The sequence below is a fragment of the Allobosea sp. CRIB-10 genome, assembly GCF_900112185.1.
Classification (GTDB): Bacteria; Pseudomonadota; Alphaproteobacteria; order Rhizobiales; family Beijerinckiaceae; genus Allobosea.
In genome coordinates this window covers 17,515-41,693 of the sequence record NZ_FOKP01000020.1, presented here as the reverse complement: position 1 = coordinate 41,693, position 24,179 = coordinate 17,515, and the positions used below count along the sequence as shown (strand labels likewise).

The window sequence follows — 24,179 nt, the reverse complement described above, 5'->3', positions numbered from 1 at the left end:
TAAGCAGAGCTAATGCGATGCTCGATTATCCCGGCTTGCAGGCCGTCTCGCTCGTGGTCAGGACCGGCAGCTTCGACAAGGCGGCGCAGGCGCTCAACGTCACGCCGTCGGCCGTGTCGCAGCGCGTAAAGCAACTCGAGGAGCGGCTTGGCACCGTGCTGATCATCCGGGGGCAACCCTGCACCGCGACCGAGCGGGGAGAATGGCTCTGTCGCCATATGGAGCAGGTCGGCCTGCTGGAGGGTGAGCTGATGACGCGGCTGCCCGCGCTGGCCGAGCCGGACCAGCCGCAACAGCGCGTCACCTTGCGGGTCGCCGCCAATGCCGACAGCCTCGGAACCTGGTTCCTGCGTGCCGTGGCGGCGTTCGCGGAGCGGAGCCCACATCTCATCGACATCGCCGTCGACGATCAGGAGCATACGGCCGATTGGTTGCGACAGGGGCGGGTGCTTGCTGCCGTCACCGCGCTGAACAAGCCGATCCAGGGCTGCCGCGTCATCCCGCTCGGCTCGTTGCGCTATCTCGCGACGGCAAGCCCGGGCTTCATGGCGCGCCATTTTACCAATGGGGTGACATTGCCTGCGCTCGGACAGGCGCCGTCGCTGGTCTTCAATCAGAAGGATCGCTTGCAGAGCCAGTGGATGGAGGCTGCCTTCGGCGAGAGCCCCACCCACCCAGTGCACTGGGTGCCGTCGACGCAGGGCTTCGTCGAGGCGAGCCTGCTCGGCATCGGCTGGAGCGCCAATCCGGAGCTGCTGGTGCGCGAGCATCTGGATGCCGGCCGGCTCTGCGAACTCATGGCCGGGATGGTGCTCGACACGCCCCTGTTCTGGCAGGTCAACCGGGTCGCGGCCGAGCGGCTGGTGGATCTGACGCGCGCCGTGGTCGAGACGGCGCGCAGCCTTTTGGTCAATCCGCAGGGATGAGCTTCGCGGTCTCTGTCCGCCCGCGATAATGCGCCAGCACGCGCAGCCGCAGCGCCGAGGAGAGATTGAGCTCGCCGCGGCTGGAATCGACCTCCACCACCAGGCTGGCGATCGGCCGCTTCTCGGCGGCCGCGATCTCCTTCAGCGCTTCCCAGAAGGGTTCCTCGAGCGAGACGCTGGTGCGGTGGCCGGCGATGGCGAGGGAGCGTTTTCGCAGGCCGCTCATGGTCCGCCGCTCACGCCTTGTCCTTGCCGTCGGGATCGTCGGAGAGGCGATGGCCTTCCAAGCGGCGCTCAGCCAGCGCTTTCTCCGCCTCGCTCAGCTTGCGCTCGGCCTTGGTGCGGCCGAACGCGATCCTGTTCTGCTCGGCTTGCGCCTCGGCGCTCGCCCGGTCACGGGCCTTGCGGGCGCGGCGGAGATTGACGATCTCGGCCATGATCAGCCCGGGCTGAGCATTTCTTCGGCGACGACGGTCTTGTCGAACAGCTCGGCATCGACGCCGGCCTTCAGCGCTTCCTCGCGCAGGGTCGTGCCGTTGTGATGGGCCGCCTTGGCGATGCCGGCGGCCTTGTCATAGCCGATCGCCGGGGCAAGCGCGGTCACAAGCATCAGCGAGCGCGAGAGCAGCTCAGTGAGACGCTCGCGATTGGGCTCGATGCCCTCGACGCAATTCGTGCGGAAGCTGTCGGCCGCGTCCGCCAGGAGCCGCGCGGACTGAAGAAAAGCCTGGGCGATCACCGGCTTGAAGACGTTGAGCTCGAAATGGCCCTGGCTGGCGGCGAAGGCGACGGTCGCCTGGTTGCCGTGCACGCGGGTTGCGACCATGGTCAGCGCCTCGGCCTGGGTCGGGTTGACCTTGCCCGGCATGATCGAGGAGCCCGGCTCGTTCTCGGGCAGGCTGATCTCGCCGAGGCCGGAGCGCGGGCCCGAACCCATCAAGCGGATGTCGTTGGCGATCTTGAACAGATCCATGGCGAGCGCGGTCAGCGCGCCATGGCTGTAGGAGATGGCGCCATGGCTGGCGAGCGCCTCGAACAGGTTGTCGGCGGTGCGGAAGGGCAGGCCGGTCAGCCTGGCGACCTCGGCCGAGAAGGCCTTGGCGAAGTCGAGATGGGCGTTGAGGCCGGTGCCGACCGCGGTGCCGCCCTGGGCGAGCGCCAGCAGGCCGGGCAGGGTCTGCTCGATGCGGGCGATGCCGAGCTCGATCTGCGCGACATAGCCGGAGAATTCCTGGCCGAGCGTGACCGGGGTGGCGTCCTGCAGATGGGTGCGGCCGATCTTGACGAGATCGGCGAAGGCCTTCGCCTTGGCGTCGAAGGCGTCCTTCAGCCGGCGCAGAGCAGGCACGAGCTCATTCGCGACGGCGAGCGCGGCGGCGATGTGGATCGCGGTCGGGAAGCTGTCGTTGGAGGACTGGCCCTTGTTGACGTGGTCGTTGGCGTGGACCGGGCTCTTCTTGCCGAGTCCGGCGCCCAGGATCTCGTTGGCGCGGTTGGCCAGCACCTCGTTGACGTTCATGTTCGACTGGGTGCCGGAGCCGGTCTGCCAGACGACGAGCGGGAAATGCTCGTCGAACTTGCCGGCGAGCGCCTCGTCGGCGGCCTGGACGATCGCGGCCTCGACCTTGCCGTCGAGCAGGCCGAGCCGCGCATTGACCGTGGCGGCGGCCTTCTTGACCAGGACCAGTGCATGCACGACCGGCAGCGGCATGCGCTCGGCCGGCCCGCCGATCTTGAAGTTCTGCAGCGAGCGTTGCGTCTGCGCCGCCCAGTAACGGTCGTTGGCGACGTCGATCGGACCGAAGGAATCGGTCTCGCTGCGGAATCCGGTCATGATGGGAGTCCTTAAGGTCTCAGGTCTTCTTGCGGAAAGCGTCGAGGCTGACGACCTGGGCGCCGCCTTCCTCCTCGGCTTCGGCCGGCTTGGCTTCGGCATCCGCCTCGGCAGCGTCTTTCGCTTTCGCCGGCAGCGCCTTCTGCGCTGGCTTCGGCGGAAGGGCGAGCGGCGCGGCCGGGGCGACGCTGGGCTCGGAGGCGGCGCCGCGCGGGGTCTTCGCCGGGGCGGCGGGCTCGCTCGCCTGCGCTTCGCCGGCGGCGTCCTGCGTCTCGAACTTCAGGCCGAACTGGACCGACGGGTCGAAGAAGGTGGTGATCGCGTCATAGGGGATCAGCAGCCGCTCCGGCACGCCGGAGAAGGAGAGGCCGACCTCGAAGGCGTGGTCGCTGACGTTGAGGTCCCAGAACTGGTGCTGGAGCACGATAGTCATCTCGTCCGGATGCTTCTCGCGCAGACGCTGCGACAGTCGCACGCCCGGGGCGGTGGTCCGGAAGGTGATGTAGAAATGATGCTCGCCCGGGAGCCCGTCGCGGCCCGCCTCGGACAGGATCTTGCGGACGACGCCCTTGAGCGCGTCCTGCACCATCAGGTCGTAGCGGAGAATATCCTTGGTCATCGGGTCCGGGTTCCGTTTCCGCTCCTCTAGATCACGCCGCGACCGGTGGGAAGCTCCCCGAAACGAAAAACGTGACCGATTCCATTAGTTTAGAGCACTTCTCATGCAAAGGAAGGCCTCCTCTGCTGCTCCGCGCCGGCCGCCTGAGCCGGGCAAAAAAGTGGAGGCTTCTGTTGCCAGGCGCCTCCGAGCCCCGCCTTACGCGGCTAAGCGCAAGGGCTTTGGTTTGGGAACCAGCACCGCTTACGCGGCGACAGCAACCCGAGCATTGTTGTCGTTGGCAACTATGCAACGGCCCGATAACGGCGGAACCATGCCGGGCAAAAGAACAACCTTTACACCCTCGTCGATCCTATTTCGCCCCCGCCGCAGCCCTGCAGCCTCGAGGCTGCAAGTGTTCCCGCTGCTCGCGCCGCAGGGCTGTGGTGGAGGCGCCGGGTACCGCCCCCGGGTCCGAAAGGCTTATTACGAAGTCCGTTTATCACCATAGCCGCCCTTGCGAGCGGCAAGCCGAATATAGGCGCTGCGAACGCGCGGGGAAAGAGAGCAGGAGGTCGCCCCGGCTAATTTCTGCGCAAGCGCAAAAAAGCCGCGGGAAAAATCCCGCGGCCTGGTGCCGTCTTCACTGAAAATGCGATCAGGGCGCCGCCGCTCCGCCGACCACGGTGCCGTCATAGGCATTGAGATCGAGCGTCACCTCGAGGCCGCCCTGGGCGCGCCCGGCGATCTCCCAACGCCAATCGGAGAGGGCGATCTCCTCGATATGGACGAGGCCGTGGCGGAAGGCGATCGAGCGCGCCTGGGACTCCGTGATCTTCGGCGCGGTGGCGGTCGCCGGGTTCTGAGGCTTGGCTTCAGCCGAGGCCAACGCCGAAGCATGCCCTGCCAGGCCCGCTGCCAGAAGCAACGCGGCCAGCATGGATAGTCTGCTCATGATACGATCCTCATCAGCCGGGCTTTTGATGGAGCATCGGATCGTTCCGTCAAACCGGAAGCCACCTTCGTCCGATGCTCCAAGCGCAGACCCGAAGCGCCCCTTCTATTCATCGGGCATTCACATTGGGGCGGCGCCTCGGCATTGCAATATGCCGGGCGATCACGATTTATTTCGATGCCGTGAGACGCGGCCGCGAGGGCTGCGTGAAAAGCGGTTGAGAGCTGCGGCGGGCGGGGAGCGCGCCGGCGCGGATGGCGCTAATATCGCGGGCTTTTCAGATTCGAATTCGGATTCAATGCACCAGTATCACGCTCTTCTGCAGCGCGTCCTCGACGAAGGCGTCCGCAAGGACGACCGCACCGGCACCGGCACGCTCGCCCTGTTCGGCCACCAGATGCGCTTCGACCTGTCGGAAGGCTTTCCGCTGGTGACGACCAAGAAGCTGCATCTGAAATCGATCATCCACGAGCTGATCTGGTTCCTGCGCGGCGACACCAATGTGCGCTATCTCCAGGAGAACGGCGTCAGCATCTGGGACGAATGGGCCGATGCGAACGGCGATCTCGGCCCGGTCTATGGCAGGCAATGGCGCTCCTGGCCGGCTCCGGACGGCGGAACGATCGACCAGATCGCCTGGCTGGTCGACGAGATCAGGCGCAATCCCGATTCGCGCCGGCTGATCGTCTCGGCCTGGAATCCCGCCGATATCCCGAAGATGGCGCTGGCGCCGTGCCATTGCCTGTTCCAGTTCTTCGTCGTCGACGGGCGGCTGTCCTGCCAGCTCTACCAGCGCTCGGCCGACGTCTTCCTCGGCGTGCCCTTCAACATCGCGAGCTACGCGCTGCTGACCCATATGGTCGCGCAGGTGACAGGCCTTGCCGTCGGCGATTTCGTCCACTCCTTCGGCGACACGCATCTCTACCTCAACCATCTCGACCAGACGCGCGAGCAGCTCTCGCGGACCCCGCGGGCGCTGCCGACGCTTCGGCTCAATCAGGCGGTGCGCAAGCTCGAGGATTTCCGCTTCGAGGATGTCGTGATCGAGGGCTACGACCCGCATCCGGCGATCAAGGCGCCGATCGCCGTATGACTCTCTCTATCCGTCCCGCTCGGCCGGACGAGGCCGGGCTAATGCTTTCCTTCGTGCGCGAGCTCGCCGAATACGAGAAGCTGCTGCACGAGGTCGAGGCCAATGAGGCCGACATGGCGGCGGCCCTGTTCGGCCCGGAGCCGAAGGTGTTCTGCGACATCGCCGAATGGGACGGGAAACCCGCCGGCTTCGCGATCTGGTTCTACACCTATTCGACCTTCACCGGCCGGCACGGCATCTGGCTGGAAGACCTCTATGTCCGCCCCGAGCATCGTGGCCGCGGCATCGGCAAGGCGCTGATGGTGCGCCTCGCCAGGCGCTGCGTCGACGAAGGGCTGTCGCGCTTCGCCTGGTGGGTGCTGAACTGGAACGAGCCCTCGCGGGTGTTCTACCGCTCGATCGGCGCGGTGGCGCAGAGCGAGTGGACGGTGAAGCGGGTCGACGGGCCGGCGCTGCACAAGCTCGCCGTCGGGGGCTGAGCGGGTGGGCAAGCTTCCCGTCGTCCTGATCGCTGCGATCGCCGACAATGGCGTGATCGGCCGCGACAACCAGCTGATCTGGCGGCTGCGGACCGATCTGCGCCGCTTCCGCGAACTGACCATGGGCTGCCCGATCATCATGGGCCGCAAGACCTTCCTGTCGATCGGCAAGCCGCTGCCGGGACGGCAGACAGTGGTGCTGTCGCGCGATCCGCAGTTCGGGCCTGATGGCGTCTACGTCGTGCCGACACTCGACCAGGCGCTTGAGACGGCGCAGCGGCTGGGGCAGGCGATGGGCGCGCGCGCCGTCATCGTCGCGGGGGGCGGGGAGGTCTATGCGCAGGCGATGCCCTTCGCCGACCGGCTGGAGCTGACCTTCGTCCATGCCACCCCGGAAGGCGATGCGGTATTCCCGGCCTTCGATGGCTCGGTTTTCCGCGAGAGCGCCCGCAGCGAGCATCCGGCGGGCCCGGAGGACGAGCATGCGTTCAGTTTCGCTTCGTTCGACAGGCTGAACTGAGTATTCGGTCCTGAGACTCGGTCAACCTTGCCAAGGGTCGACAACGACGACCCCAACGCCCTCAAAATCCCGGACATTACGCGTCACCACGGTCAAATCATGGACCAGCGCCGTGGCGGCGATGAGCGCGTCCACCTCATTGCGCCGATCGGGAATATGGAGATGCGCGCAGCGCGTGGCGATCTCGGCGGTGACGGGTAGGATGCGCCCGGCGAATTCCGGACGGACATGATTGTCGAGCCAGGTCCGCAGGCGTGCGCCTTGCGCGGCATCCCGGCGCTGGACACTGAGCACGCCTCGTTCCAATTCGAGGATCGTGATGGCCGAGATGAAGAAGCGCGCTGCGTCTTCGGCCGCGATCCAGGCCAGGACGCGACTGTCCGCCTTGCCGTCTCCGATCTTGCGGAGTTCCGAGACGACGTTGGTATCGAGCAGATAGCTCAAGACAGGTCGATCTTGCGCGGCGCGATTTGGGCGCGCGGCGGATCGAAGTCGACACCCGACAGGCCGGGCATGGCGAGCGCTTCCACAAGATTGCGGCGCTTGCCGCTCAAGCGTTGGAATTCGCCATAGGTCATCAGGACATGCGAGGGCTTGCCCCGATCCGTGATCACGACCGGGCCTTCCTGCGCAGCCTTCTTGGCGCTGCTGACATCATGGTTCAGCTCGCGGCTTGAAAGAGTGATCCGCGTCATGGTTGAACTCTATGTAGGTATGTACCTACATAAGGCGGATGGCTTGCGAATGCAAGATCGGCCACAATCGGCGCAACCGGTCGCCGCCGGGAATCGACGGAGGAAACGACGATGCTGACGACTAGGCGCAAGCTGGCGACCGTCGGAAGCGACGGCTGTCCAGCGCAAGCACGTCAACGAGCTGTGCGGCGACCGCAGGACCGCGACGGCGGCAACGGCACTGATTCTGGCGCGGATGTGCGGCACCAGCCCTGATTTCTGGTTGAACGTGCAGCGCCGCAGCGACCTTTGGGCGGTAATGACACGCCCGAGCAGCGCGAGTGGGTCGAGCGCGCCCGTCCTTTGCGAAATACGACCTGAGCAAGCTCCTTGAGCCATCGGATCGGTAACTGCGACGAAGGGTCTACGACCAAAGGAGCTTGCGTCGTTGACGAATCCGTGGCCGATGCCCAATTCAACGCGCATTGCGCCGGATGGCGCTGACAGCGTTCTGCCGTTCAGCTATGCACGGTCGAAGCAAAGAATGAGGAACGGCTGAGGCATGCCTTGGAGTAACCAGAGCGGTGGAAGCGGCGGCAGTGGCGGCGGCGGAGGCGGTGGTCCCTGGGGCCAGCGCGGCGGCGGCGGCAATGGCGGCGGTCCCTGGGGCGGCGGCGGTCCTTCCGGCGGCAATACTCCGCCCGATCTCGAGGAGATCATCCGGCGCGGACAGGACCGACTCAAGAATTTCATGCCGGGCGGCAATCTCGGGGGGCGCGGGCTCCTGCTCGTCGGTCTCGGCCTGGTGCTGGTCTGGCTCGCCACCGGCGTCTACACGGTGCGGCCCAACGAGGTCGGTCTCAACCTGATCTTCGGCAAATATGTCGGCAAGACCGCGCAGGGCCTGAACTACAACCTGCCTTATCCGATCGGCAGCGTGGTCAAGCCGCAGGTGACCAACGTCATCACCACCGAGGTCGGCTTCCGCACCGTCGAATCGGCGCGCACCTCGCGCCAGACCGATGTCGGCGAGGAAAGCCTGATGCTGACCGGCGACGAGAACATCGTCGACATCGACGTGATCGTGCAGTGGCAGATCGATCCGGGCGCGCCCGAGGCCTATGTCTTCAACATCCAGGACCCGCCGGGCACGGTGAAGGCGGTGGCCGAGAGCGCGGTGCGCGAGGTCATCGGCCGGCGCAACATCCAGCCGGTGCTGACCACCGACCGCGCCGCGATCGAGACCGAAGTGCGCCAGCTGATGCAGGACACGCTGAACACCTATCGGGCCGGCGTGCTGATTCGGCTGGTGCAGCTGCAGAAGGTCGACCCGCCGCAGCAGGTCATCGACGCCTTCCGCGACGTCCAGGCGGCGCGCGCCGACCAGGAGCGCCTGCGCAACCAGGCCGAGACCTATGCCAACCAGGTCGTGCCGGAATCGCGCGGCCGGGCGGCCCAGCTCGTCCAGTCGGCCGAAGCCTTCAAGGACCAGACGGTCAACGAGGCGCTCGGCCAGATCAGCCGCTTCAACTCGGTCTACGAGCAATACAAGAACGCGCCCGCCGTAACCCGCGAGCGTCTCTTCCTCGAAACCATGGAGCGCGTCTTCGGCGGCATGGACAAGGTGATCCTCGACCAGAACAACAACGGCAGCGGCGTCGTGCCCTATCTGCCCCTCGGTGAGCTCGGCCAGCACCAGCAGCGCCGGCCGGCCGGTCAGAACCAGGCCCAGGGCCAGGCTCAGCAGCAGGGAGCGACCCGATGAACGGCTTCCTCCGCGTCGCCGTCCTGGCGGTCATCGCCGTTGTCGCGATCGTCTTCTACGCCGCGACCTTCGTCGTCCAGCAGACCCAATCGGCGATCGTGCTGCGCTTCGGCGCGGTGCGCAGCGTCGTCACCGAGCCGGGGCTCTATTTCAAGCTGCCGGCCCCGTTCGAGCAGGTCACCTACCTCGACAACCGCATCCTCGATCTTGATCTGCCGGCGCAGGAAATCATCGCGTCCGACCAGAAGCGGCTCGTGGTCGACGCCTTCACGCGCTACCGGATTTCCGATCCGCTGCGCTTCTTCCAGGCGGTCAACAACATCCCGCGCGCCAATTCGCAGCTGGCTTCGATCGTCAACGGCAACGTCCGTTCGGTCCTCGCCGAGGCGACCTTCACGGCGATGGTCCGCACCGAACGCTCGCGGCTGATGAATCGCATCCGCGACGACGTGAACCGCGAGGCGGGCCGGTTCGGCATGACCGTGGTCGACGTTCGGCTGCGTCGTGTCGACCTGCCGGCGGCCAACTCGCAGGCGGTGTTCCAGCGCATGCAGACCGAACGGCAGCGCGAGGCGGCGGAAGCGCGCGCGCTCGGCGGTCAGCAGTCGCAGGAGATCCGGGCGCGGGCCGATCGCGAGGCGATCATCATCGTCGCCGAGGCGCAGCGGAAGTCGGACGAGATCCGCGGCCAAGGCGAAGGCGAGCGCAACCGCATCTTCGCCGAGGGCTTCGGCAAGGATCCGGAGTTCTTCGCCTTCTACCGCTCGATGCAGGCCTATGAAGCGAGCCTGAAGTCCGGCGATACGCGCATGCTGCTCTCGCCCGACTCGCCGTTCTTCCGCTTCTTCAACGACCCGTCCGGCAAGCGTGCCGGAGCGGCGACCGATGCGGCCCCGGCGACGCCGGCGGCCCCGAAGCCCTGACCACATGATGACCGAGCGCTGCGCATGACAGATTTCCTCGCGGCGCTCGGCCTGGTCTTCGCCATCGAGGGACTGCTTTTCGCGTCTATCCCGGAGATCGCCAAGGAGGCGCTGCGCAGCGCATCCGAGACCCCGGTCGAGCGGATGCGCCTGATCGGTATCGTCTCGGCGATCGTCGGCGTCGGCATGGTCTGGCTGGTCCGGAGCTGAAAGCGTCCTCTGCGGCGATCACGGCATTATGACGCGATCTTGCGTCGCCCTTCCGCCGCATTTTGGCGTTCTTAAGTTGCGTTCGGATTCCGGCTGCGCTGCAATGCCGTCAAGGCCGACCACTTGGCGCGACATCTCATGATCATGAGGACATCGATGGCACTCACACATTCCCACGCCTACCGCCTGGCGCGCATCGCGACAGTTGCCGGCATGGCGTTCGCGACGGTGCCCGCCTTCGCTCAGGCGACGCCGGCGCCTGGCAACGTCCAGGCCACGCCGCAGGCCCATGGCACCACGATCTCGCTGGCCGATCTCGCCGAGCGGGTGATGCCGGCCGTGGTCAACATCGCGGCGGTGACGACCAGCGAGACGCGCGGCCGCAACCTGCCGCAGCTGCCGCAGCTCGGCCCCGACACGCCGTTCGGCGACCTGTTCGAGGAATTCTTCAACCGCCGCGGCCGTGGCGGCGAGCAGGGTCAGAACCAGCCGCCGCAGCAGCGCCGGTCGCAATCGGCAGGCTCCGGCTTCGTGGTCGATCCGTCGGGCCTGGTGGTGACCAACAACCACGTCATCGGCGACGCCAACGAGATCACCGTGGTGTTCAGCGACGGTCTGCGCCTCAAGGCCGAGGTCGTCGGCAAGGACACCAAGGTCGACCTCGCGCTGCTGCGCGTGAAGCACGACAAGCCGCTGCCTTTCGTCAAGTTCGGCGATTCCGACAAGATGCGGATCGGCGATCCCGTGATGGCGATCGGCAACCCGTTCGGCCTCGGCGGCTCGGTCTCGTCGGGCATCGTCTCGGCCCGCAACCGCGACATCAACCAGGGTCCCTACGACACCTACATCCAGACCGACGCGGCCATCAACAAGGGCAATTCGGGCGGCCCGCTGTTCAACATGAGCGGCGAGGTGATCGGCATCAACACCGCGATCCTGTCACCGACCGGTGGCTCGGTCGGCATCGGCTTCGCCGTGCCGTCCTCGCTCGCGACAAACATCATCGACCAGCTGCGCGAGTTCGGCGAGACCCGCCGCGGCTGGCTTGGCGTGCGCATCCAGAATGTCGATGACGCCGCCGCGGAGGCGCTCGGCCTCGGCACCGCGCGCGGCGCGCTGATCGCCGGCATCGACGAGAAGGGTCCGGCCAAGCCCGCCGGCCTCGAAATCGGCGACGTGATCGTCAAGTTCGACGGCAAGGACGTCAAGGATTCGCGCGAGCTGCCGCGCATCGTCGCCAGCACCCAGGTCGGCAAGGACGTGCCGATCCAGATCATGCGCAAGGGCAAGGAGCTGAGCAAGACCGTCAAGCTCGCCCGCCTCGAGGATGGCGAGAAAGTTCAGCAGGCCTCGGCCAACAAGCCCACGGGCGAGGCCGCAAAGCCCGCGACCGCCTCGGCGCTCGGCCTCGAGTTTTCGGCCCAGAACGACGACCTGCGCAAGCGGTACTCGATCAAGGACGGGCTGAAGGGCGTGGTCATCACCAAGGTCGATGCCAACTCCAACGCCGCCGACAAGCGCATCCTCGTCGGCGAACTCGTGGTCGAAGTCGGCCAGGAGCCGGTGAATTCGCCGGAGGATGTCACCAAGCGGCTCGATGCCCTGAAGAAGGAAGGCAAGAAGTCGGCCCTGCTGCTGGTCTCGAACGCCCAGGGCGAAGTCCGCTTCGTCGCGGTGACGATGAGCTGACCCTCTTCAACGATGGATCAGGGAAAGGCGGCCTCCGGGCCGCCTTTTTTGTTGCCGCTGATCGTCGCCATCAGCTTTTTGCATTGGCCGCGTGATGGCTGCTCCGGCAGGTTTCCGGAATACGCGTCAGAGAGGCCGTCCATGCGCATGAGCGACATCCCCTTCGGCACGACCGACTGGTCGACTGTCGAGCCTGAATATTTCGCGGGAGAGCAAGGGCAGGCGACCTGGCGCACGCGCCGCTTCGGGCCGGCGGATAATCCGATCCGCGTCAGGATGGTCGACTACTCGCCCGGCTATGTCTCGGACCATTGGTGCGAGAAGGGGCATATCCTGCTCTGTCTCGAAGGCGAGCTGGAGACCACGCTGGCCGATGGCCGGGTCATGTGGCTGCGCGCCGGGATGAGCTACCAGGTTGCCGACAAGGCCGAGCCGCACCGCTCGCGCTCCCCGAACGGAGCGCGGCTGTTCATCGTCGACTGAGGCTCAGTTCCTGACGATCTCGTCGCCGCGATAGCCCTGGGCATAGAGCAGAGCGGTGAGATCGGCATGGTCGAGGCGGGCGTCGGCGGCGGCTGCGACCGCCGGCTTGGCGCGATAGGCGACGCCGAGCCCGGCTTGCCCCAGCATGGCGAGGTCGTTGGCGCCGTCGCCGACCGCGAGCGTCGCCTCGTCCGGCAAGCCGAAGCGGGCGCGCAACTCTACGAGCGCATCGAGCTTGGCCTGCTTGCCGAGGATCGGCTCGGCGACGAGCCCGGAGAGCAGGGCGCCCTCGCTGAGCAGGATGTTGGAGCGATGTTCGTCGAAGCCGATCGTCTGGCTGATCGGGCCGGTGAAGACGGTGAAGCCGCCGGAGACCAGCGCGGTATAGCCGCCATGGGCGCGCATGGTCCGCACCAGCGCGCTGCCGCCCGGCGTCAGGGTGATGCTCCTGGCGATGATCTCGTCGACGACGCCGAGCGCGATCCCCTTCAGCAGGGCGACGCGCTCGCGCAGCGCCGGCTCGAATTCGAGCTCGCCGCGCATGGCCCGCTCGGTGATGTCGGAGACCTTCTCCTTCAGGCCGACATAGGCGGCGAGCTCGTCGATGCATTCCTGGCCGATCATGGTCGAATCCATGTCGGCGAGGAACAGGCGCTTGCGGCGGGTCGCGGCCGGCTGGACGATGATGTCGACCGGAGCGCCGCCGAGCGCCTCACGCAGGACCGCTTCGAGCTTGCGCGCATCGCCGGCTTCCGCGAAGAGGTCGGCCGCGATCTCGCCGTCGAGGTGTTCGACCTTCACCGCGGAGGCGGCCGCGCTGAGGCGGGCGAGCAGGCCATCGTCGAGCAGGGCCTGACCATGGGCGGAGACGAGGGTGGCGACGAGCATCATGAGGGAGCCGGGCAACAGGTGAGATACAGCGCGGTGCTCATCGCAGGTCCGACCGCTAGCGGCAAGTCGGCGCTGGCGGTCGAATTGGCCCGCCGGTTCGGCGGCGTCGTGGTCAATGCCGACTCGATGCAGGTCTATCGCGATCTCCACGTCATCACCGCCCGGCCGACGCCGGAGGAGATGGGCGAGGTTCCGCACCGGCTCTATGGGCATATCGACGGCGCGGTGAACCATTCCGCTGCGGCCTATGCGACCGAGGTCACAATGCTGCTGCAGGAGCTCGCGGGGCAGGGCGCCTTGCCGGTGCTGGTCGGCGGCACGGGGCTCTATTTCAAGGCGCTGACCGAGGGGCTCTCGGATATCCCGCCGGTGCCGGATGAGGTTCGCATCGCCTTCCGGGCTCGGGCGGAGCAGTGCGAGACAAGCGAGCTGCATGCCGAGCTCGCCGCCAGGGATCCGGAGATGGCGGTGCGCCTGCGGCCGAGCGACCGCCTGCGGGTGATGCGGGCGCTGGAGGTGCTCGAGGCGACCGGACGTTCGCTGGCGACGTTCCAGGGGGCGCGGCGGCCGGGGCCACTGGCGGGGCAGGAGCTACTCAAGCTTTTCCTCGCGCCGGAGCGGGAGCTCGTGCGGGCCAGGATCGACGCCCGCTTCGATGTGATGATGGGCCAAGGCGCGCTCGACGAGGTCGCGGCCCTGCGCGAGCGCCGGCTCGATCCGCTGCTGCCGGTGATGCGTGCCCATGGCGTGCCGGGGCTGATCGCCTATCTCGACGGCAGGCTCTCGCTGGACGAGGCGGTTGCGCGCGGCAAGGCCGATACCCGCGCCTATGCCAAGCGGCAGATGACCTGGTTCCGCCATCAGATGGAAGGTTGGACGGCGGTGGAGCCTGAGGTTGCGCTCGATGCGGCCCTCGCGGCTTGCGGGGGCGGGTAGGAAGCTCCACCGTTTCCGCTCAAACTCCACTGTCATTCCGGCCGTAGCGAAGCGGAGCGCCGGAATCCATCGCAGAGCTCTGGCGCCTTTCGATGGATTCCGGAGCTGCGCGCCTGCGGCGCTTGTCCGGAATGACGGTGGAGGGCAGACAGGCGCTCTTCGCTTGCCGGCTCCAATCCCCGCTTGACCATGCGGCGCTGCTCGTCTAGCGTCCGGCAACTTTCGTTTCGACAGGGCTGCGACATGCGCAAGCTTATTATCGTAGAGGTGCGCTGGTAGGGGCCGGTTTAACAACCGGGCGTCCCCGACGCCAGCGCACGCCCAGGCCCCTCCGAGGGCCTTTTTTATTGCCTTTTTCCGACCGACACCGACAGACAGACCTCCGCAGGAGACCGTTATGAGCGAGATGATGACCGGCGCCGAGATGGTCGTTCGCGCCCTCCAGGACCAGGGCGTGGAGCATCTCTTCGGCTATCCCGGCGGCGCCGTGCTGCCGATCTACGACGCGATCTTCCAGCAGGACAGGGTCAAGCACGTGCTCGTCCGCCACGAGCAGGGCGCCGTCCATGCCGCCGAGGGCTATGCCCGCTCGGCGCCGGGCAAGGTCGGCTGCGTCCTCGTCACGTCGGGGCCGGGCGCGACAAACGCCGTCACCGGCCTGACCGACGCGCTGCTCGACTCGATCCCGCTGGTCGTCATCACCGGCCAGGTCCCGACGCATCTGATCGGCTCGGACGCCTTCCAGGAATGCGACACGGTCGGCATCACCCGCTCCTGCACCAAGCACAACTACCTGGTGAAGAGCATCGCCGACCTGCCGCGTGTCCTGCACGAGGCCTTCTACGTCGCGGCCAATGGCCGGCCCGGCCCGGTCGTGGTCGACATCCCCAAGGACGTCCAGTTCGCGACCGGCGCCTATAGCCGCCCGCGCGACAACCAGCACAAGACCTACCGTCCCACGGTCAAGGGCGACCTGACCAAGATCAAGGCTGCGGTCGAGCTGATCGCCAAGGCGAAGAAGCCGGTGTTCTACACCGGCGGCGGCGTCATCAATGCCGGCCCGCATGCCTCGTCGCTGCTGCGCGAGCTGGCGCGGCTGACCGGCTATCCGGTCACCTCGACGCTGATGGGGCTGGGCGCCTTCCCGGCCGCCGACAGGCAGTGGCTCGGCATGCTCGGCATGCACGGCACCTATGAGGCGAACCTCGCCATGCATGACTGCGACGTCATGATCAATATCGGCGCGCGCTTCGACGACCGGATCACGGGGAGACTCGACGCCTTCTCGCCGCACTCCAAGAAAATCCACATCGACATCGACCCGTCCTCGATCAACAAGAACGTCAAGGTCGATATCGGCATCGTCGGCGATTGCGCGCATGTGCTCGAGGACATGGTCCGGATCTGGCGCGAGACCTCGCCGCAGATCGACAAGACCGCGCTCACCGCCTGGTGGACGCAGATCGATGGCTGGCGGGCGCGCAAGAGCCTCGCCTACAAGCGCTCGGACACGATCATCAAGCCGCAATATGCGCTGGAGCGGCTCTATGCGCTGACCAAGGATCGCGACACCTACATCACGACCGAGGTCGGCCAGCACCAGATGTGGGCGGCGCAGTATCTGCATTTCCAGGAGCCGAACCGCTGGATGACCTCGGGCGGCCTCGGCACCATGGGCTACGGCCTGCCAGCAGCGATCGGCGTGCAGATGAAGCACCCCAAGGCGCTCGTCATCGACGTTGCCGGCGAGGCCTCGATCCTGATGAACATGCAGGAGATGTCGACGGCGGTTCAGTACCGGCTGCCGGTCAAGATCTTCATCCTCAACAACGAGTACATGGGCATGGTGCGCCAATGGCAGGAGCTGCTGCATGGCGGGCGCTATTCGGAGAGCTATTCGGCCTCGCTGCCGGACTTCGTCAAACTGGCGGAGGCCTATGGCGGCCATGGCATCCGCTGCTCCGACCCGGCCGATCTCGACCGCGCCATCATGGAGATGATCGAGACGCCCGGTCCGGTGATCTTCGACTGCCTGGTGGCGAAAGAAGAGAACTGCTTCCCGATGATCCCGTCGGGCAAGGCGCATAACGAGATGATCCTGCCCGATTTCGAAGGCGATACCGGCGAGATCATCGACGCCAAGGGCAAGCAGCTCGTTTGATCGGGCATCGTCATGCTCGGGCTTGACCCGAGCATCTCGAGCAGGAGGAGGCGCTGGCCGGCGCCTTTTCGTCAGGAGATTCTCGGGTCTGCGCTTCGCTTCGCCCGAGAATGACGACCTCGAAACAGGGGGACAACATGGCGACCATCGGCCTGATCGGCGGGATGAGCTGGGAATCGACGGCGGTCTATTACCGGCTGCTGAACGAGGGCGTGCGGTCGCGCCAGGGCGGGCTGCACTCGGCCGACGTCCTGCTGCACTCCGTCGACTTCTCGCCGATCGCCGAGATGCAGGCCAAGGGCGACTGGGACCGGGCCGGGGCGGCGATGGCGTCGAGCGCGCGCCGGCTCGAGCAGGGCGGGGCGGTCTGCATCGTCCTCGCCACCAACACCATGCACAAGCTCGCCGACCACATCACCCAGGCGACGAACCTGCCCTTCCTGCACTTGGCCGACGTCACCGCCAAGGCGATCCGCAAGACGAGCGCGCGCCGCCCGCTGCTGCTGGCGACGCGCTTCACCATGGAGCAGCGCTTCTACCGCGACCGGCTCGCCGCCTTTGGTGTCGAGGCGCTGGTGCCGGACGAGGCGGAGCGGGCGGATGTCCACCGCATCATCTATGAGGAGCTCTGCCGCGGAGTGGCCCTGCCGGCCTCGAAGGCGCGCTATCGCGAGATCGTCGCGCGGGCAGTGCGGGAGGAGGGCGTCGATGGCGTCATTCTCGGCTGTACCGAGATCGGGCTCCTCGTCTCGCAGGCCGATTTCGATGTCCCGGCCTTCGACACCACGGCGCTGCATGTCGAGGCTGCCCTCGACTTCACGCTGGCGATGGAGCAGGCGGCGTGATGATCCGTGGCGAAAGCCGGCGCGAGATGTTATCTTACCATCGTCTTACTTTTGGGGAGTGGTGATGGCGACGACGCGTCTGTCCACCAAGGGGCAGGTGATCTTGCCCAAGAGCATTCGCGAGCAGGGGCGCTGGGCGCCCGGCACCGAGTTCGAGGTGACGGCGCGCGACGGCGGCGTCTTCCTTGCGCCGAAGAGCCCGCGCAAGCGCTACACCATCGACGATCTGATCGGCTGCCTGCCCTATGACGGGCCGCCGAAGACGCTTGAGGATATGCAGAGGGGTATCGACCAGGCCATGGCCGAGCGCTGGAAGCGGAAGTCGGGCCTGGACCGGTGATCGCGCTCGATACCAACATCGTCGTGCGTCTCATCACGGAGGACGATCCGGATGCGGTCGTGCGTGCGCGTGCCTTGATCCTGGAGCGATCGGGGTTTGTGCAATCCACGGTGCTGCTCGAAACGGAGTGGGTGCTGCGCGCCGTCTACGGTTTCAAGAAATCGCAGATTGTCGAGGCGCTCCGTGTACTCGGCGAAACCGACGCGATCGAACTTGAGGATGGAGCGCGCCTGGACGCCATCCTTGGCGCCTATGAAGACGGCCTCGATTTCGGCGATGCCATCCATCTTGCTACCTGTCCGGTTGCGGCGTTTGCCAGTTTCGACCGTGCCTTATTGACCAATGCCAAGCATACCTTTCCTGAGCTGACGGTCGTCTCGCCATGAAGCTGATCATCGCCAACAAGACCCATTCCTCCTGGTCGCTGCGGCCCTGGCTTGTCCTCAAGCAGTTCGGCATCCCGTTCGAGGAAGTGCTGATCCCGTTCGGGCCGACCATGGACGATCCGGGTTGGAAGCGCGCCGTCGCCGAGTACACGCCGGCCCGCAAGGTGCCCTCGCTGGTCGACGGGGCGATCGCGGTCTGGGATTCGCTCGCCATCATCGAATATATCGCCGAGGCCCATCCGGAGCTGCCGATCTGGCCGCGCGACAAGCCGGCGCGGGCGCTGGCGCGTTCGATCTCGGCCGAAATGCACTCCAGCTTCACCGCCTTGCGCGGCGCCTGTCCGATGAACCTCGCCTGGGTCCACCCGGCGCGCGATCGCGGCGAGGCGGTCGCGGCCGACATCGCCCGCATCACCGAGATCTGGCGCGATGCGCGCCAGCGCTTCGGGGCGGGCGGCGACTTCCTGTTCGGGGAATTCAGCGCTGCCGATGCGATGTTCGCGCCGGTGGCGACCCGCTTCACCACCTATTCGATCGCGCTCGATCCGGTCAGCGCCGCCTATGTCGAGGCGGTACAGGGCACCGCTGGCTTCCAGGCCTGGCGCGAGGCCGCTCTGGCCGAGCCCTGGATCGTAGCCGTCGACGAGCTCGACGAGCCCGTCCTCACCGATTTCCGTCCAAATCTCAGCCGAAGCCGAGCCCAGACATGAACACGACGCACTATCCCAGCGCCCCGACTGCGCAGCCGATCGCCCGCCACACTTTGGCGGTGATCGTCGACAACGAGCCGGGCGTTCTCGCCCGCATCGCCGGCCTGTTCTCCGGCCGCGGCTACAACATCGAGAGCCTCACCGTCTCGGAGACCGAGCACGAGAAGCATCTCTCGCGCATCACCGTCGTCACCTCCGGCACGGCGAGCGTGATCGACCAGATCAAGGCGCATCTCGACCGGCTGGTGCCGGTTCATCGCGTCGTCGATCTCACCCTTCAGGGCGAGGCGATCGAGCGCGAGCTCTGCCTGCTCAAGGTCGTCGGCAAAGGTGACCACCGCGTCGAGGCGATGCGGCTCGCCGCGGCCTTCGGCGCGCGCACGCTCGATGCGACGCTGACCTCCTTCGTCTTCGAGCTCACCGGCGCGACCGAGGAGATCGAACGCTTCATCAAGCTGATGACCGTGGTCGGCCTGACCGAAGTCTCGCGCACCGGCATCGCGGCGATGAGCCGCGGCCCGGAGGCGATGTAGCTCGCTAGATTGGTTGCGGCATGAGTCGCAGCCTTTCGATCGCGATCATCGGGTGCGGAACCGCCGGGCTGGCGGCCGCGCTGCTGCTCGAACGCGCTGGCCACACCGTCACGCTGGTCGAGCGCTTCAACGAGCCACAGCCGCTCGGCTCCGGCCTGATCCTCCAGCCGAGCGGGCTCGCCGTTCTGAACGAACTCGGCCTGGCCGGTACGCTGATCGCCACTGGCAGCCGGATCGATCGGTTGTTCGGTCTGAATGCCACCACACACTCGGTGGTGCTCGATGTGCGCTACGCCGCACTGAAGCGCGAGCGCTTCGGCGTCGGCATCCATCGCGCGGCGCTGTTCGAGGCGCTGTTCGCTTCCGTGCAGAAGCGAACTGTCGCGATCGAGACCGGGGTCGAGGTCAGCGACGTCGATGCCTCTGCTGGCGGCAAGGTCTCGTTGATCGCCGCGGGCGGTCGCCGCCTGCGGCCGTTCGATCTCGTCGTCGATGCGTCAGGAACCCGCTCAGCTCTGCTTGGCCATGCCGCTCGCCCGGTGACCCATACGCCCCTCAGCTATGGCGCACTCTGGGCCAATGTCCCGCTCGCCGGGACCGACTTCGATCGTCACGTGCTCGAACAGCGCTATCGCCGCGCCAGCGTGATGGTCGGCGTGTTGCCAATCGGACGTCATGGCGAGGAGCCGGAGCCGCAGGCGGCGCTATTCTGGAGCCTGAAGGCGGATGCGCTCGATGCCTGGTGCAAGGCCGGGCTAGCGGCCTGGAAAGCCGAGGTCGAGCGGATCTGGCCGGCGGCCGCGCCGCTGCTCGCGCATATCGTCGCGCCGGAGCAGCTGACCTTCGCGAGCTATCGCCACCAGACGCTGCCGCTGCCTCGTGGCCGGCGGATCGCCTTCATCGGCGACGCCGCGCATTCGACCAGCCCGCAACTGGGGCAGGGGGCGAACATGGCCCTGCTCGACGCCTATGCGCTGGCGGTGGCGCTCGATGATACCGTCGATCTCGACGCCGCGCTGCGCCGCTATGCCCAGCTCCGCCGCTGGCATGTGCGGCTCTATCAGGCGGCGAGCCGGATGTTCACGCCGTTCTACCAGTCGGACAGCGCCATGTTGCCGTTGATCCGCGACCGCGTGGTGCCGCCATTGGCGCGGCTGCCGGGCATCGACCGGATGCTGGCGTTGCTGGTGTCGGGACTGATCGGCGATCCCTTGCGAAGGCTGGGGTTGAAGGAACCGGCGATTGCTGCTGAAAGCGATCGACCGGCGCTCGCCGGCGAGGGGGCGGAGCGGTGACGATCGGACTGAATGAAATCTCGCTCGGCCTCGGCGCCATCGGCTTCGCCTGCTTCGCCTGGCCGATCTATCAGCGCCTGACCGGCAAGGCCGAAGCCGAGCCGCTCGGATCGGGCAAGAGCCTGCGCTCGCCGCTCTGGTGGGCCGGTTTCGTACTGACGGTGGCGGCGATTTTCCTGCAACGGTTCGTGGCGCAGCAGGCGGCCGGCGGCTGAGGGCTCTTGATCGCCTGCGCCGATCGGCGGCAAATGCGCGGCATGACCTCTTGCGCATGAGTGGATGATGTCGATCCATCTCGAACTCCGCAGCTATCGCGGTCGCGACCGCCACCGCCACGGCTACAGCCAGGTCCTGCTGCCGATGCAGGGTGCGATGCGGCTCGATGTCGAGGGGCATCGCAGCGTCGTGTCGAGCAACTGCGTCGCGATCATCCCGCGCGAGCACGAGCATGATTTCGAGCCGACGAGCGATTGCAGCATGCTCATCCTCGATGTCGAGGCGGGAGCTTTCGCCGGCGAGGCCGAGCCGGCGCTGCTGCGCGACCTCGTGCCATCGCTGACGCGGGTCGAGCCCTGGCTGTGGCGGATGTTCCGCCAGGTCGGCGCCGAGGTCGAAGCCGGGGCCTGCCGGCCGAGCGATGCTGCGCGGATGGCCATGGCGGGGCTGCAACTGATCCAGCCGACCGCCGCGCCCCGGCCATTGTCGCGCGCGGAAGGCCGGGTCGTCGACGTCGCCAGCCATGGCGGGGCGGGGAGCGTCGCGGAGATGGCGCGGACGGCCGGTCTCGGCCAGAGCCGGTTCCACGCGTTGTTCCGAGCAACCACGGGGCAGTCGCCGAAGCAAGCGCAACTGACCCGGCTGTTCGACGAGGCCGCCGAGCTGCTGGTCAAGACGGCGCTGCCGGTCTCGGAGATCGCCTACGGTCTCGGCTACCAGAACGCCTCGTCCTTCAACCGGCAGTTCAGGCGGCGCTTCGGCCTGACGCCGTCGGAGTTCCGCGCCGCGAGCCGGAGCCGATAAGCGCAGCTTCGGTCAAACCGTTCGGAGTTTCGCCTCATCACGGCGGTGGGTGCGGTCGCTAAGGTCGATGCAACTCCGCATCATGAGGACCACCTGCGATGAAACTCACCGATTTCAAGGTTCTGACCTTCGATTGCTACGGCACGCTGATCGACTGGGAGACCGGCATCTGGAACGCGCTGCAGCCGCTGATCAGCGCCGGCCGACTCCAGATCGAGCGCGAGGAGGCGCTGGCGCGCTTCGGCAAAATCGAGAGCGAACTGGAGGAGGCCGGGCCGTCGCTGCGCTATTCGACGCTGCTCGCTGCCGTCCATGCCCGCCTCGCCAAGGAGCTTGGCGTCAATATCCACGCTGACCTCAACGAGCGCTTCGGCGGCTCGGTGCCGGATTGGCCGGCCTTCCCGGATTCCGCCGAGGCGCTCGCCTATCTCAAGCGGCACTACAGGCTCGTCATCCTCTCCAATGTCGATCGGACGAGCTTCGCGGCCAGCAACCGCAAGCTCGGCGTGACCTTCGATGCGATCCATACCGCCGAGGATATCGGCTCCTACAAGCCCGACCCGCGCAACTTCGCGCATCTGCTGGCGCATCTGGACGCCGATCTCGGCCTCAAGGCGAGCCAAGTGCTGCACACGGCGCAGAGCCTGTTCCATGACCATGTCCCGGCCGAGCGGGCCGGGCTGGCGCGCGCCTGGATCGACCGGCGCTTCGGCATGGCCGGCAGCGGAGCGACGCAGGTGCCCGCCAACCAGCCGAAGGTCGACTTACATTTCAAGAGCATGGCCGAGCTGGCCGAGGCTCACCGGAAAGCGGTCAAAGGCTGATCAACCGCTGAAGCCGCCGTCTTCGAGGAAGCGCTGCTCCTCGGCCGAGCTCTCTCGGCCGAGGACGGCGTTGCGATGCGGGAAGCGGCCGAAATCGCGGATGATGTCGCGGTGGATGATGGCGTATTTGGTCGAGTCGTCATCGCCCGAAGCCTTGCTCAAGGCGACGCAGCGTTCCTGGTCCGCAAGATCCTCGGAGTGCATGAACGGCATATAGAGGAAGCGGCGTTCCGGGTTCTCGAAGACCTCGTCGAAGCCGCGCGCGATCGCGTGCCCGGCGACCTCGCGCGCCAGCGGGTCGGCGGCGAAGGCATGGGCCGAGCCGCGATTGAGATTGCGCGGGAACTGATCGAGCAGGACCAGCAACGCATAGACGCCCTCCGGAGTCTCCTCCCAATCCGACAGCGCGCCGCGCGCGGCCGCATCGAACAGTGGCCGGAAGCGCCTGGCGATCTCGGCGTCGAAGGCATCGTCCTTGGCGAACCATTTGTCCGGACCGGCCTGCCGCCAGAAGGCGAGGACGTCGGCGGCGGCTGGCGGGGTAGGCTGGGTCATTCGTCGCTCCGGCTCGGTGGCACTCGCGGGGCAGATAGAGGGCTGTCCGGATTTCCGCGTGGAAAAGGCCTTCAACATCCCGCTTCTTTTTGGTGCCGCACGGCAAGGATCGTCACGGCGTGCTCGTCGATACGATAACGGACCAGATATCCGCTATCACCGAAATCTATGATCCATTCCCGGTGTTCCTCGGACAGGTCTTCGAGGAGCCGGCCCATATGGGGATGCGTGCCGAGCGCCTGGACGCCCCGGACGATCGCCTCGGCCGCTCGTTTTGCAGCCGACGGATTCTTGGGCCGCAAGAATGCTCGGAGCCGTTCGAGGTCGCGGATCGCGGCCGGGGCGAAAATTACTCGTGGCATTCGGGCGCAGGCAACTCGTTGTCAGTTCCCCAGCTCGACAGCCATGTCTCGACCTCTTCGGCGGTTGCATGTAGTCCGGTCGCCTGGAAGTCCTCCCAAGCCTTGAGGGTGTCCTGGCGCAGGGCTTCTCGCTTCTCCTCGCGCTCGACATACTGCGCGATCGCCTCGCGCATGATCCAATGCGAGGTACGGCGACGCGCTGCGGCCAAGTTCTGCACGCGGCCTTTCAGCTCATCGTCGAGTTTGATCGAAGTGACTGCCGCCATGTGCCTGCACTCCAATAAGAGGTATTACCTCACGCTACCGTAGCCAAATTCCGGCTTGCCGTCTATCGCAGCCCGCCAACGGTCGAGGCGTGCAAAGTCCGCGCGAAAATCCAGACCGCCAGATATAGGTGCCCTGGCGGCGCCATAGATGCGATGAAATTTCTCCAGCACACCCTTGCGCCCCGGCAAGCCGTGCGGTAGATGCCAGAACCGTAACGTACGGTACTCTCCGGATCGATGAGCGACATTGCGACCCATAGCCAAGGCGAAGCGCTGAGCGAGCGGCAGCAGGCCGTGCTCGACGCTGTGCTCGCGCTGATGGTGGAGCAGGGCGACCAGCTCACCATGACCGCAGTGGCGCGGCGGGCGAGCTGCTCGAAGGAGACGCTGTACAAATGGTTCGGCGACCGCGACGGCCTGTTGACCGCGACCGTGCAGTGGCAGGCCTCGAAGGTCCGAGCCGACAACTATGATCGTCAGGCGCTCGATGCGGCGACGCTGCGCAAGAGCCTGCGGGATTTCGCCGAGAACTGGCTGAGCGTGATCACGAGCCAGACCTCGATCGCGCTCAATCGCGCCGCGATCGGCCATGCTGCCTCGGGAAAGAGCAATCTCGGCGGCATCGTGCTGGCTAACGGGCGTTTCGCCATTGGCGAGCGCTTGAAGCCGGTTCTGGAAGCCGGTCGCGCCGCGGGGCTGCTCGATTTCGACGATGCCGAGACGGCGTTCCGGACCTTTTTCGGTCTGGTCGGCCGCGACGTCCAGATCAGGCTGCTGCTGGGCGACGCGCTCGTCGCCGGCAAGGCCGAGATCCAGCGCGACGCAGCCCGGGCCACCGACCAGTTCCTCAATCTTCACGGGCGGCCGAACACCGCACCGAAAGCCTGAAGCCAAGAGATCAACCCA

Annotated in this window: 33 protein-coding genes, 1 other RNA gene and 1 pseudogene; 22 read left to right on the top strand and 13 right to left on the bottom strand. The window is 66.6% G+C overall.

Translation table 11 applies throughout. The features are described 5' to 3' along the window. Window positions 1–17: 17 nt before the first annotated feature. Complete coding sequence (locus BMZ69_RS21900) at window positions 18–926, top strand: LysR family transcriptional regulator ArgP (RefSeq protein ID WP_092160733.1); 909 nt, start codon at window positions 18–20, stop codon at window positions 924–926. Here the strand turns inward: BMZ69_RS21900 and BMZ69_RS21895 are convergent. The 6 genes from BMZ69_RS21895 to BMZ69_RS21870 all read right to left on the bottom strand — a co-directional run bounded on the left by BMZ69_RS21895 (window position 910) and on the right by BMZ69_RS21870 (window position 4,313). Then, window positions 910–1,152 carry a ribbon-helix-helix domain-containing protein gene (locus BMZ69_RS21895; RefSeq protein ID WP_092160731.1) on the bottom strand — a complete coding sequence of 81 codons (243 nt, stop codon included), beginning with the start codon at window positions 1,150–1,152 and terminating at the stop codon, window positions 910–912. The genes BMZ69_RS21900 and BMZ69_RS21895 overlap by 17 nt on opposite strands. A 10-nt stretch (window positions 1,153–1,162) precedes the next feature. Beyond that, the gene (locus tag BMZ69_RS21890; RefSeq protein WP_092160729.1) at window positions 1,163–1,363 is read right to left on the bottom strand and encodes a DUF4169 family protein; all 201 of its coding nucleotides are present in this window, start codon (window positions 1,361–1,363) and stop codon (window positions 1,163–1,165) included. A 2-nt stretch (window positions 1,364–1,365) separates the two neighbouring features. Next, window positions 1,366–2,760 (bottom strand): class II fumarate hydratase, encoded by a 1,395-nt coding sequence (fumC, locus tag BMZ69_RS21885; protein WP_092160727.1) that lies wholly within the window; start codon window positions 2,758–2,760, stop codon window positions 1,366–1,368. Between the two features lie 19 nt (window positions 2,761–2,779). Continuing rightward, on the bottom strand, window positions 2,780–3,379 hold the full coding sequence (locus tag BMZ69_RS21880) for an SspB family protein (protein ID WP_092160726.1): 600 nt from the start codon (window positions 3,377–3,379) through the stop codon (window positions 2,780–2,782). Window positions 3,380–3,538: 159 nt separating this feature from the next. Next, window positions 3,539–3,925, bottom strand: a transfer-messenger RNA (tmRNA) gene (gene ssrA / locus BMZ69_RS21875). A 91-nt stretch (window positions 3,926–4,016) separates the two neighbouring features. Next, on the bottom strand, window positions 4,017–4,313 hold the full coding sequence (locus BMZ69_RS21870) for a PepSY domain-containing protein (protein ID WP_092160724.1): 297 nt from the start codon (window positions 4,311–4,313) through the stop codon (window positions 4,017–4,019). Window positions 4,314–4,611: 298 nt separating this feature from the next. Here BMZ69_RS21870 and BMZ69_RS21865 point away from each other — a divergent pair, with 298 nt between their 5' ends. Genes BMZ69_RS21865 through BMZ69_RS21855 form a run of 3 tightly spaced genes read left to right on the top strand, consistent with a single transcriptional unit; the run spans window position 4,612 to window position 6,405 of the window. Further along, window positions 4,612–5,406 (top strand): thymidylate synthase, encoded by a 795-nt coding sequence (locus BMZ69_RS21865; protein WP_092160722.1) that lies wholly within the window; start codon window positions 4,612–4,614, stop codon window positions 5,404–5,406. Then, window positions 5,403–5,885 carry a GNAT family N-acetyltransferase gene (locus tag BMZ69_RS21860; protein ID WP_092160720.1) on the top strand — a complete coding sequence of 161 codons (483 nt, stop codon included), beginning with the start codon at window positions 5,403–5,405 and terminating at the stop codon, window positions 5,883–5,885. The genes BMZ69_RS21865 and BMZ69_RS21860 overlap by 4 nt, the downstream gene beginning before the upstream one ends. A 4-nt stretch (window positions 5,886–5,889) precedes the next feature. After that, window positions 5,890–6,405 (top strand): dihydrofolate reductase, encoded by a 516-nt coding sequence (locus tag BMZ69_RS21855; protein ID WP_092160718.1) that lies wholly within the window; start codon window positions 5,890–5,892, stop codon window positions 6,403–6,405. 21 nt (window positions 6,406–6,426) lie between these two features. Here BMZ69_RS21855 and BMZ69_RS21850 read toward each other — a convergent pair whose 3' ends face one another. Both BMZ69_RS21850 and BMZ69_RS21845 read right to left on the bottom strand, forming a co-directional pair. After that, window positions 6,427–6,849: a type II toxin-antitoxin system VapC family toxin gene (locus tag BMZ69_RS21850; protein WP_092160716.1), complete on the bottom strand. Its 423-nt coding sequence runs from the start codon at window positions 6,847–6,849 to the stop codon at window positions 6,427–6,429. After that, window positions 6,846–7,100 carry a type II toxin-antitoxin system Phd/YefM family antitoxin gene (locus tag BMZ69_RS21845; protein WP_092160714.1) on the bottom strand — a complete coding sequence of 85 codons (255 nt, stop codon included), beginning with the start codon at window positions 7,098–7,100 and terminating at the stop codon, window positions 6,846–6,848. Before BMZ69_RS21845 ends, BMZ69_RS21850 begins: the two co-directional genes overlap by 4 nt. Window positions 7,101–7,211: 111 nt before the next feature. Between BMZ69_RS21845 and BMZ69_RS21840 the strand changes: the two are divergent. The 5 genes and pseudogenes from BMZ69_RS21840 to BMZ69_RS21820 all read left to right on the top strand — a co-directional run bounded on the left by BMZ69_RS21840 (window position 7,212) and on the right by BMZ69_RS21820 (window position 11,666). Continuing rightward, window positions 7,212–7,460: pseudogene (locus BMZ69_RS21840) on the top strand (HigA family addiction module antitoxin). 181 nt (window positions 7,461–7,641) lie between these two features. Further along, window positions 7,642–8,844 carry an FtsH protease activity modulator HflK gene (hflK, locus tag BMZ69_RS21835; protein WP_092160712.1) on the top strand — a complete coding sequence of 401 codons (1,203 nt, stop codon included), beginning with the start codon at window positions 7,642–7,644 and terminating at the stop codon, window positions 8,842–8,844. Beyond that, window positions 8,841–9,767, top strand: a complete 927-nt coding sequence (locus BMZ69_RS21830) for a protease modulator HflC (RefSeq protein ID WP_092160710.1) — start codon at window positions 8,841–8,843, stop codon at window positions 9,765–9,767. Before hflK ends, BMZ69_RS21830 begins: the two co-directional genes overlap by 4 nt. Before the next feature lie 24 nt (window positions 9,768–9,791). Beyond that, window positions 9,792–9,977: a DUF2065 domain-containing protein gene (locus tag BMZ69_RS21825; RefSeq protein WP_092160708.1), complete on the top strand. Its 186-nt coding sequence runs from the start codon at window positions 9,792–9,794 to the stop codon at window positions 9,975–9,977. 156 nt (window positions 9,978–10,133) lie between these two features. Then, on the top strand, window positions 10,134–11,666 hold the full coding sequence (locus BMZ69_RS21820; RefSeq protein ID WP_244543470.1) for a DegQ family serine endoprotease: 1,533 nt from the start codon (window positions 10,134–10,136) through the stop codon (window positions 11,664–11,666). 17 nt (window positions 11,667–11,683) lie between these two features. Here BMZ69_RS21820 and BMZ69_RS32410 read toward each other — a convergent pair whose 3' ends face one another. Continuing rightward, window positions 11,684–11,815: a hypothetical protein gene (locus tag BMZ69_RS32410; protein ID WP_280142124.1), complete on the bottom strand. Its 132-nt coding sequence runs from the start codon at window positions 11,813–11,815 to the stop codon at window positions 11,684–11,686. Here BMZ69_RS32410 and BMZ69_RS21815 point away from each other — a divergent pair. Further along, window positions 11,808–12,149: a DHCW motif cupin fold protein gene (locus tag BMZ69_RS21815; protein ID WP_092160899.1), complete on the top strand. Its 342-nt coding sequence runs from the start codon at window positions 11,808–11,810 to the stop codon at window positions 12,147–12,149. The two genes, BMZ69_RS32410 and BMZ69_RS21815, sit on opposite strands and share 8 nt — an antisense overlap. A gap of 3 nt (window positions 12,150–12,152) precedes the next feature. Here BMZ69_RS21815 and serB read toward each other — a convergent pair whose 3' ends face one another. Then, a complete protein-coding gene (serB, locus tag BMZ69_RS21810) occupies window positions 12,153–13,040 on the bottom strand; it encodes a phosphoserine phosphatase SerB (protein WP_092160706.1) in 888 nt (295 codons plus the stop codon). Here serB and miaA point away from each other — a divergent pair. The 11 genes from miaA (at window position 13,008) to BMZ69_RS21755 (ending at window position 22,090) form a co-directional block, all read left to right on the top strand. Further along, a complete protein-coding gene (gene miaA, locus BMZ69_RS21805) occupies window positions 13,008–13,976 on the top strand; it encodes a tRNA (adenosine(37)-N6)-dimethylallyltransferase MiaA (RefSeq protein WP_092160704.1) in 969 nt (322 codons plus the stop codon). The two genes, serB and miaA, sit on opposite strands and share 33 nt — an antisense overlap. A 397-nt stretch (window positions 13,977–14,373) precedes the next feature. Beyond that, on the top strand, window positions 14,374–16,137 hold the full coding sequence (locus BMZ69_RS21800; RefSeq protein ID WP_092160702.1) for an acetolactate synthase 3 large subunit: 1,764 nt from the start codon (window positions 14,374–14,376) through the stop codon (window positions 16,135–16,137). A 137-nt stretch (window positions 16,138–16,274) separates the two neighbouring features. Next, window positions 16,275–16,982: an aspartate/glutamate racemase family protein gene (locus BMZ69_RS21795; RefSeq protein WP_092160700.1), complete on the top strand. Its 708-nt coding sequence runs from the start codon at window positions 16,275–16,277 to the stop codon at window positions 16,980–16,982. A gap of 64 nt (window positions 16,983–17,046) precedes the next feature. Beyond that, window positions 17,047–17,322 carry an AbrB/MazE/SpoVT family DNA-binding domain-containing protein gene (locus tag BMZ69_RS21790; RefSeq protein ID WP_092160898.1) on the top strand — a complete coding sequence of 92 codons (276 nt, stop codon included), beginning with the start codon at window positions 17,047–17,049 and terminating at the stop codon, window positions 17,320–17,322. Then, window positions 17,319–17,708, top strand: a complete 390-nt coding sequence (locus BMZ69_RS21785; RefSeq protein ID WP_175506924.1) for a type II toxin-antitoxin system VapC family toxin — start codon at window positions 17,319–17,321, stop codon at window positions 17,706–17,708. Before BMZ69_RS21790 ends, BMZ69_RS21785 begins: the two co-directional genes overlap by 4 nt. Next, on the top strand, window positions 17,705–18,418 hold the full coding sequence (locus BMZ69_RS21780) for a glutathione S-transferase family protein (RefSeq protein WP_092160698.1): 714 nt from the start codon (window positions 17,705–17,707) through the stop codon (window positions 18,416–18,418). Before BMZ69_RS21785 ends, BMZ69_RS21780 begins: the two co-directional genes overlap by 4 nt. Next, the gene (ilvN, locus tag BMZ69_RS21775) at window positions 18,415–18,951 is read left to right on the top strand and encodes an acetolactate synthase small subunit (protein WP_092160697.1); all 537 of its coding nucleotides are present in this window, start codon (window positions 18,415–18,417) and stop codon (window positions 18,949–18,951) included. Before BMZ69_RS21780 ends, ilvN begins: the two co-directional genes overlap by 4 nt. Window positions 18,952–18,971: 20 nt before the next feature. After that, window positions 18,972–20,246 (top strand): FAD-dependent oxidoreductase, encoded by a 1,275-nt coding sequence (locus BMZ69_RS21770; protein WP_092160696.1) that lies wholly within the window; start codon window positions 18,972–18,974, stop codon window positions 20,244–20,246. Then, entirely contained in the window at window positions 20,243–20,461 is a 219-nt protein-coding gene (locus BMZ69_RS21765) for a hypothetical protein (protein WP_092160695.1), read from the top strand. Before BMZ69_RS21770 ends, BMZ69_RS21765 begins: the two co-directional genes overlap by 4 nt. Before the next feature lie 67 nt (window positions 20,462–20,528). Beyond that, window positions 20,529–21,266, top strand: coding sequence for a helix-turn-helix domain-containing protein (locus BMZ69_RS21760; RefSeq protein WP_092160897.1), 738 nt, complete (start codon window positions 20,529–20,531; stop codon window positions 21,264–21,266). A 98-nt stretch (window positions 21,267–21,364) separates the two neighbouring features. Then, window positions 21,365–22,090 carry a haloacid dehalogenase type II gene (locus BMZ69_RS21755; protein WP_092160694.1) on the top strand — a complete coding sequence of 242 codons (726 nt, stop codon included), beginning with the start codon at window positions 21,365–21,367 and terminating at the stop codon, window positions 22,088–22,090. Here the strand turns inward: BMZ69_RS21755 and BMZ69_RS21750 are convergent, their stop codons facing one another. The 3 genes from BMZ69_RS21750 to BMZ69_RS21740 all read right to left on the bottom strand — a co-directional run bounded on the left by BMZ69_RS21750 (window position 22,091) and on the right by BMZ69_RS21740 (window position 23,273). Next, window positions 22,091–22,645, bottom strand: coding sequence for a DUF924 family protein (locus tag BMZ69_RS21750; protein WP_092160693.1), 555 nt, complete (start codon window positions 22,643–22,645; stop codon window positions 22,091–22,093). 71 nt (window positions 22,646–22,716) lie between these two features. Beyond that, window positions 22,717–22,947, bottom strand: a complete 231-nt coding sequence (locus tag BMZ69_RS21745) for a type II toxin-antitoxin system RelE/ParE family toxin (RefSeq protein ID WP_244543469.1) — start codon at window positions 22,945–22,947, stop codon at window positions 22,717–22,719. Between the two features lie 47 nt (window positions 22,948–22,994). Beyond that, window positions 22,995–23,273: a CopG family ribbon-helix-helix protein gene (locus BMZ69_RS21740; RefSeq protein ID WP_092160691.1), complete on the bottom strand. Its 279-nt coding sequence runs from the start codon at window positions 23,271–23,273 to the stop codon at window positions 22,995–22,997. Window positions 23,274–23,510: 237 nt separating this feature from the next. On the opposite strand from BMZ69_RS21740, the gene BMZ69_RS21735 reads away from it, so the two are divergent. Then, window positions 23,511–24,161, top strand: a complete 651-nt coding sequence (locus BMZ69_RS21735) for a TetR/AcrR family transcriptional regulator (RefSeq protein ID WP_092160690.1) — start codon at window positions 23,511–23,513, stop codon at window positions 24,159–24,161. The last annotated feature ends 18 nt before the right edge of the window (window positions 24,162–24,179 follow it).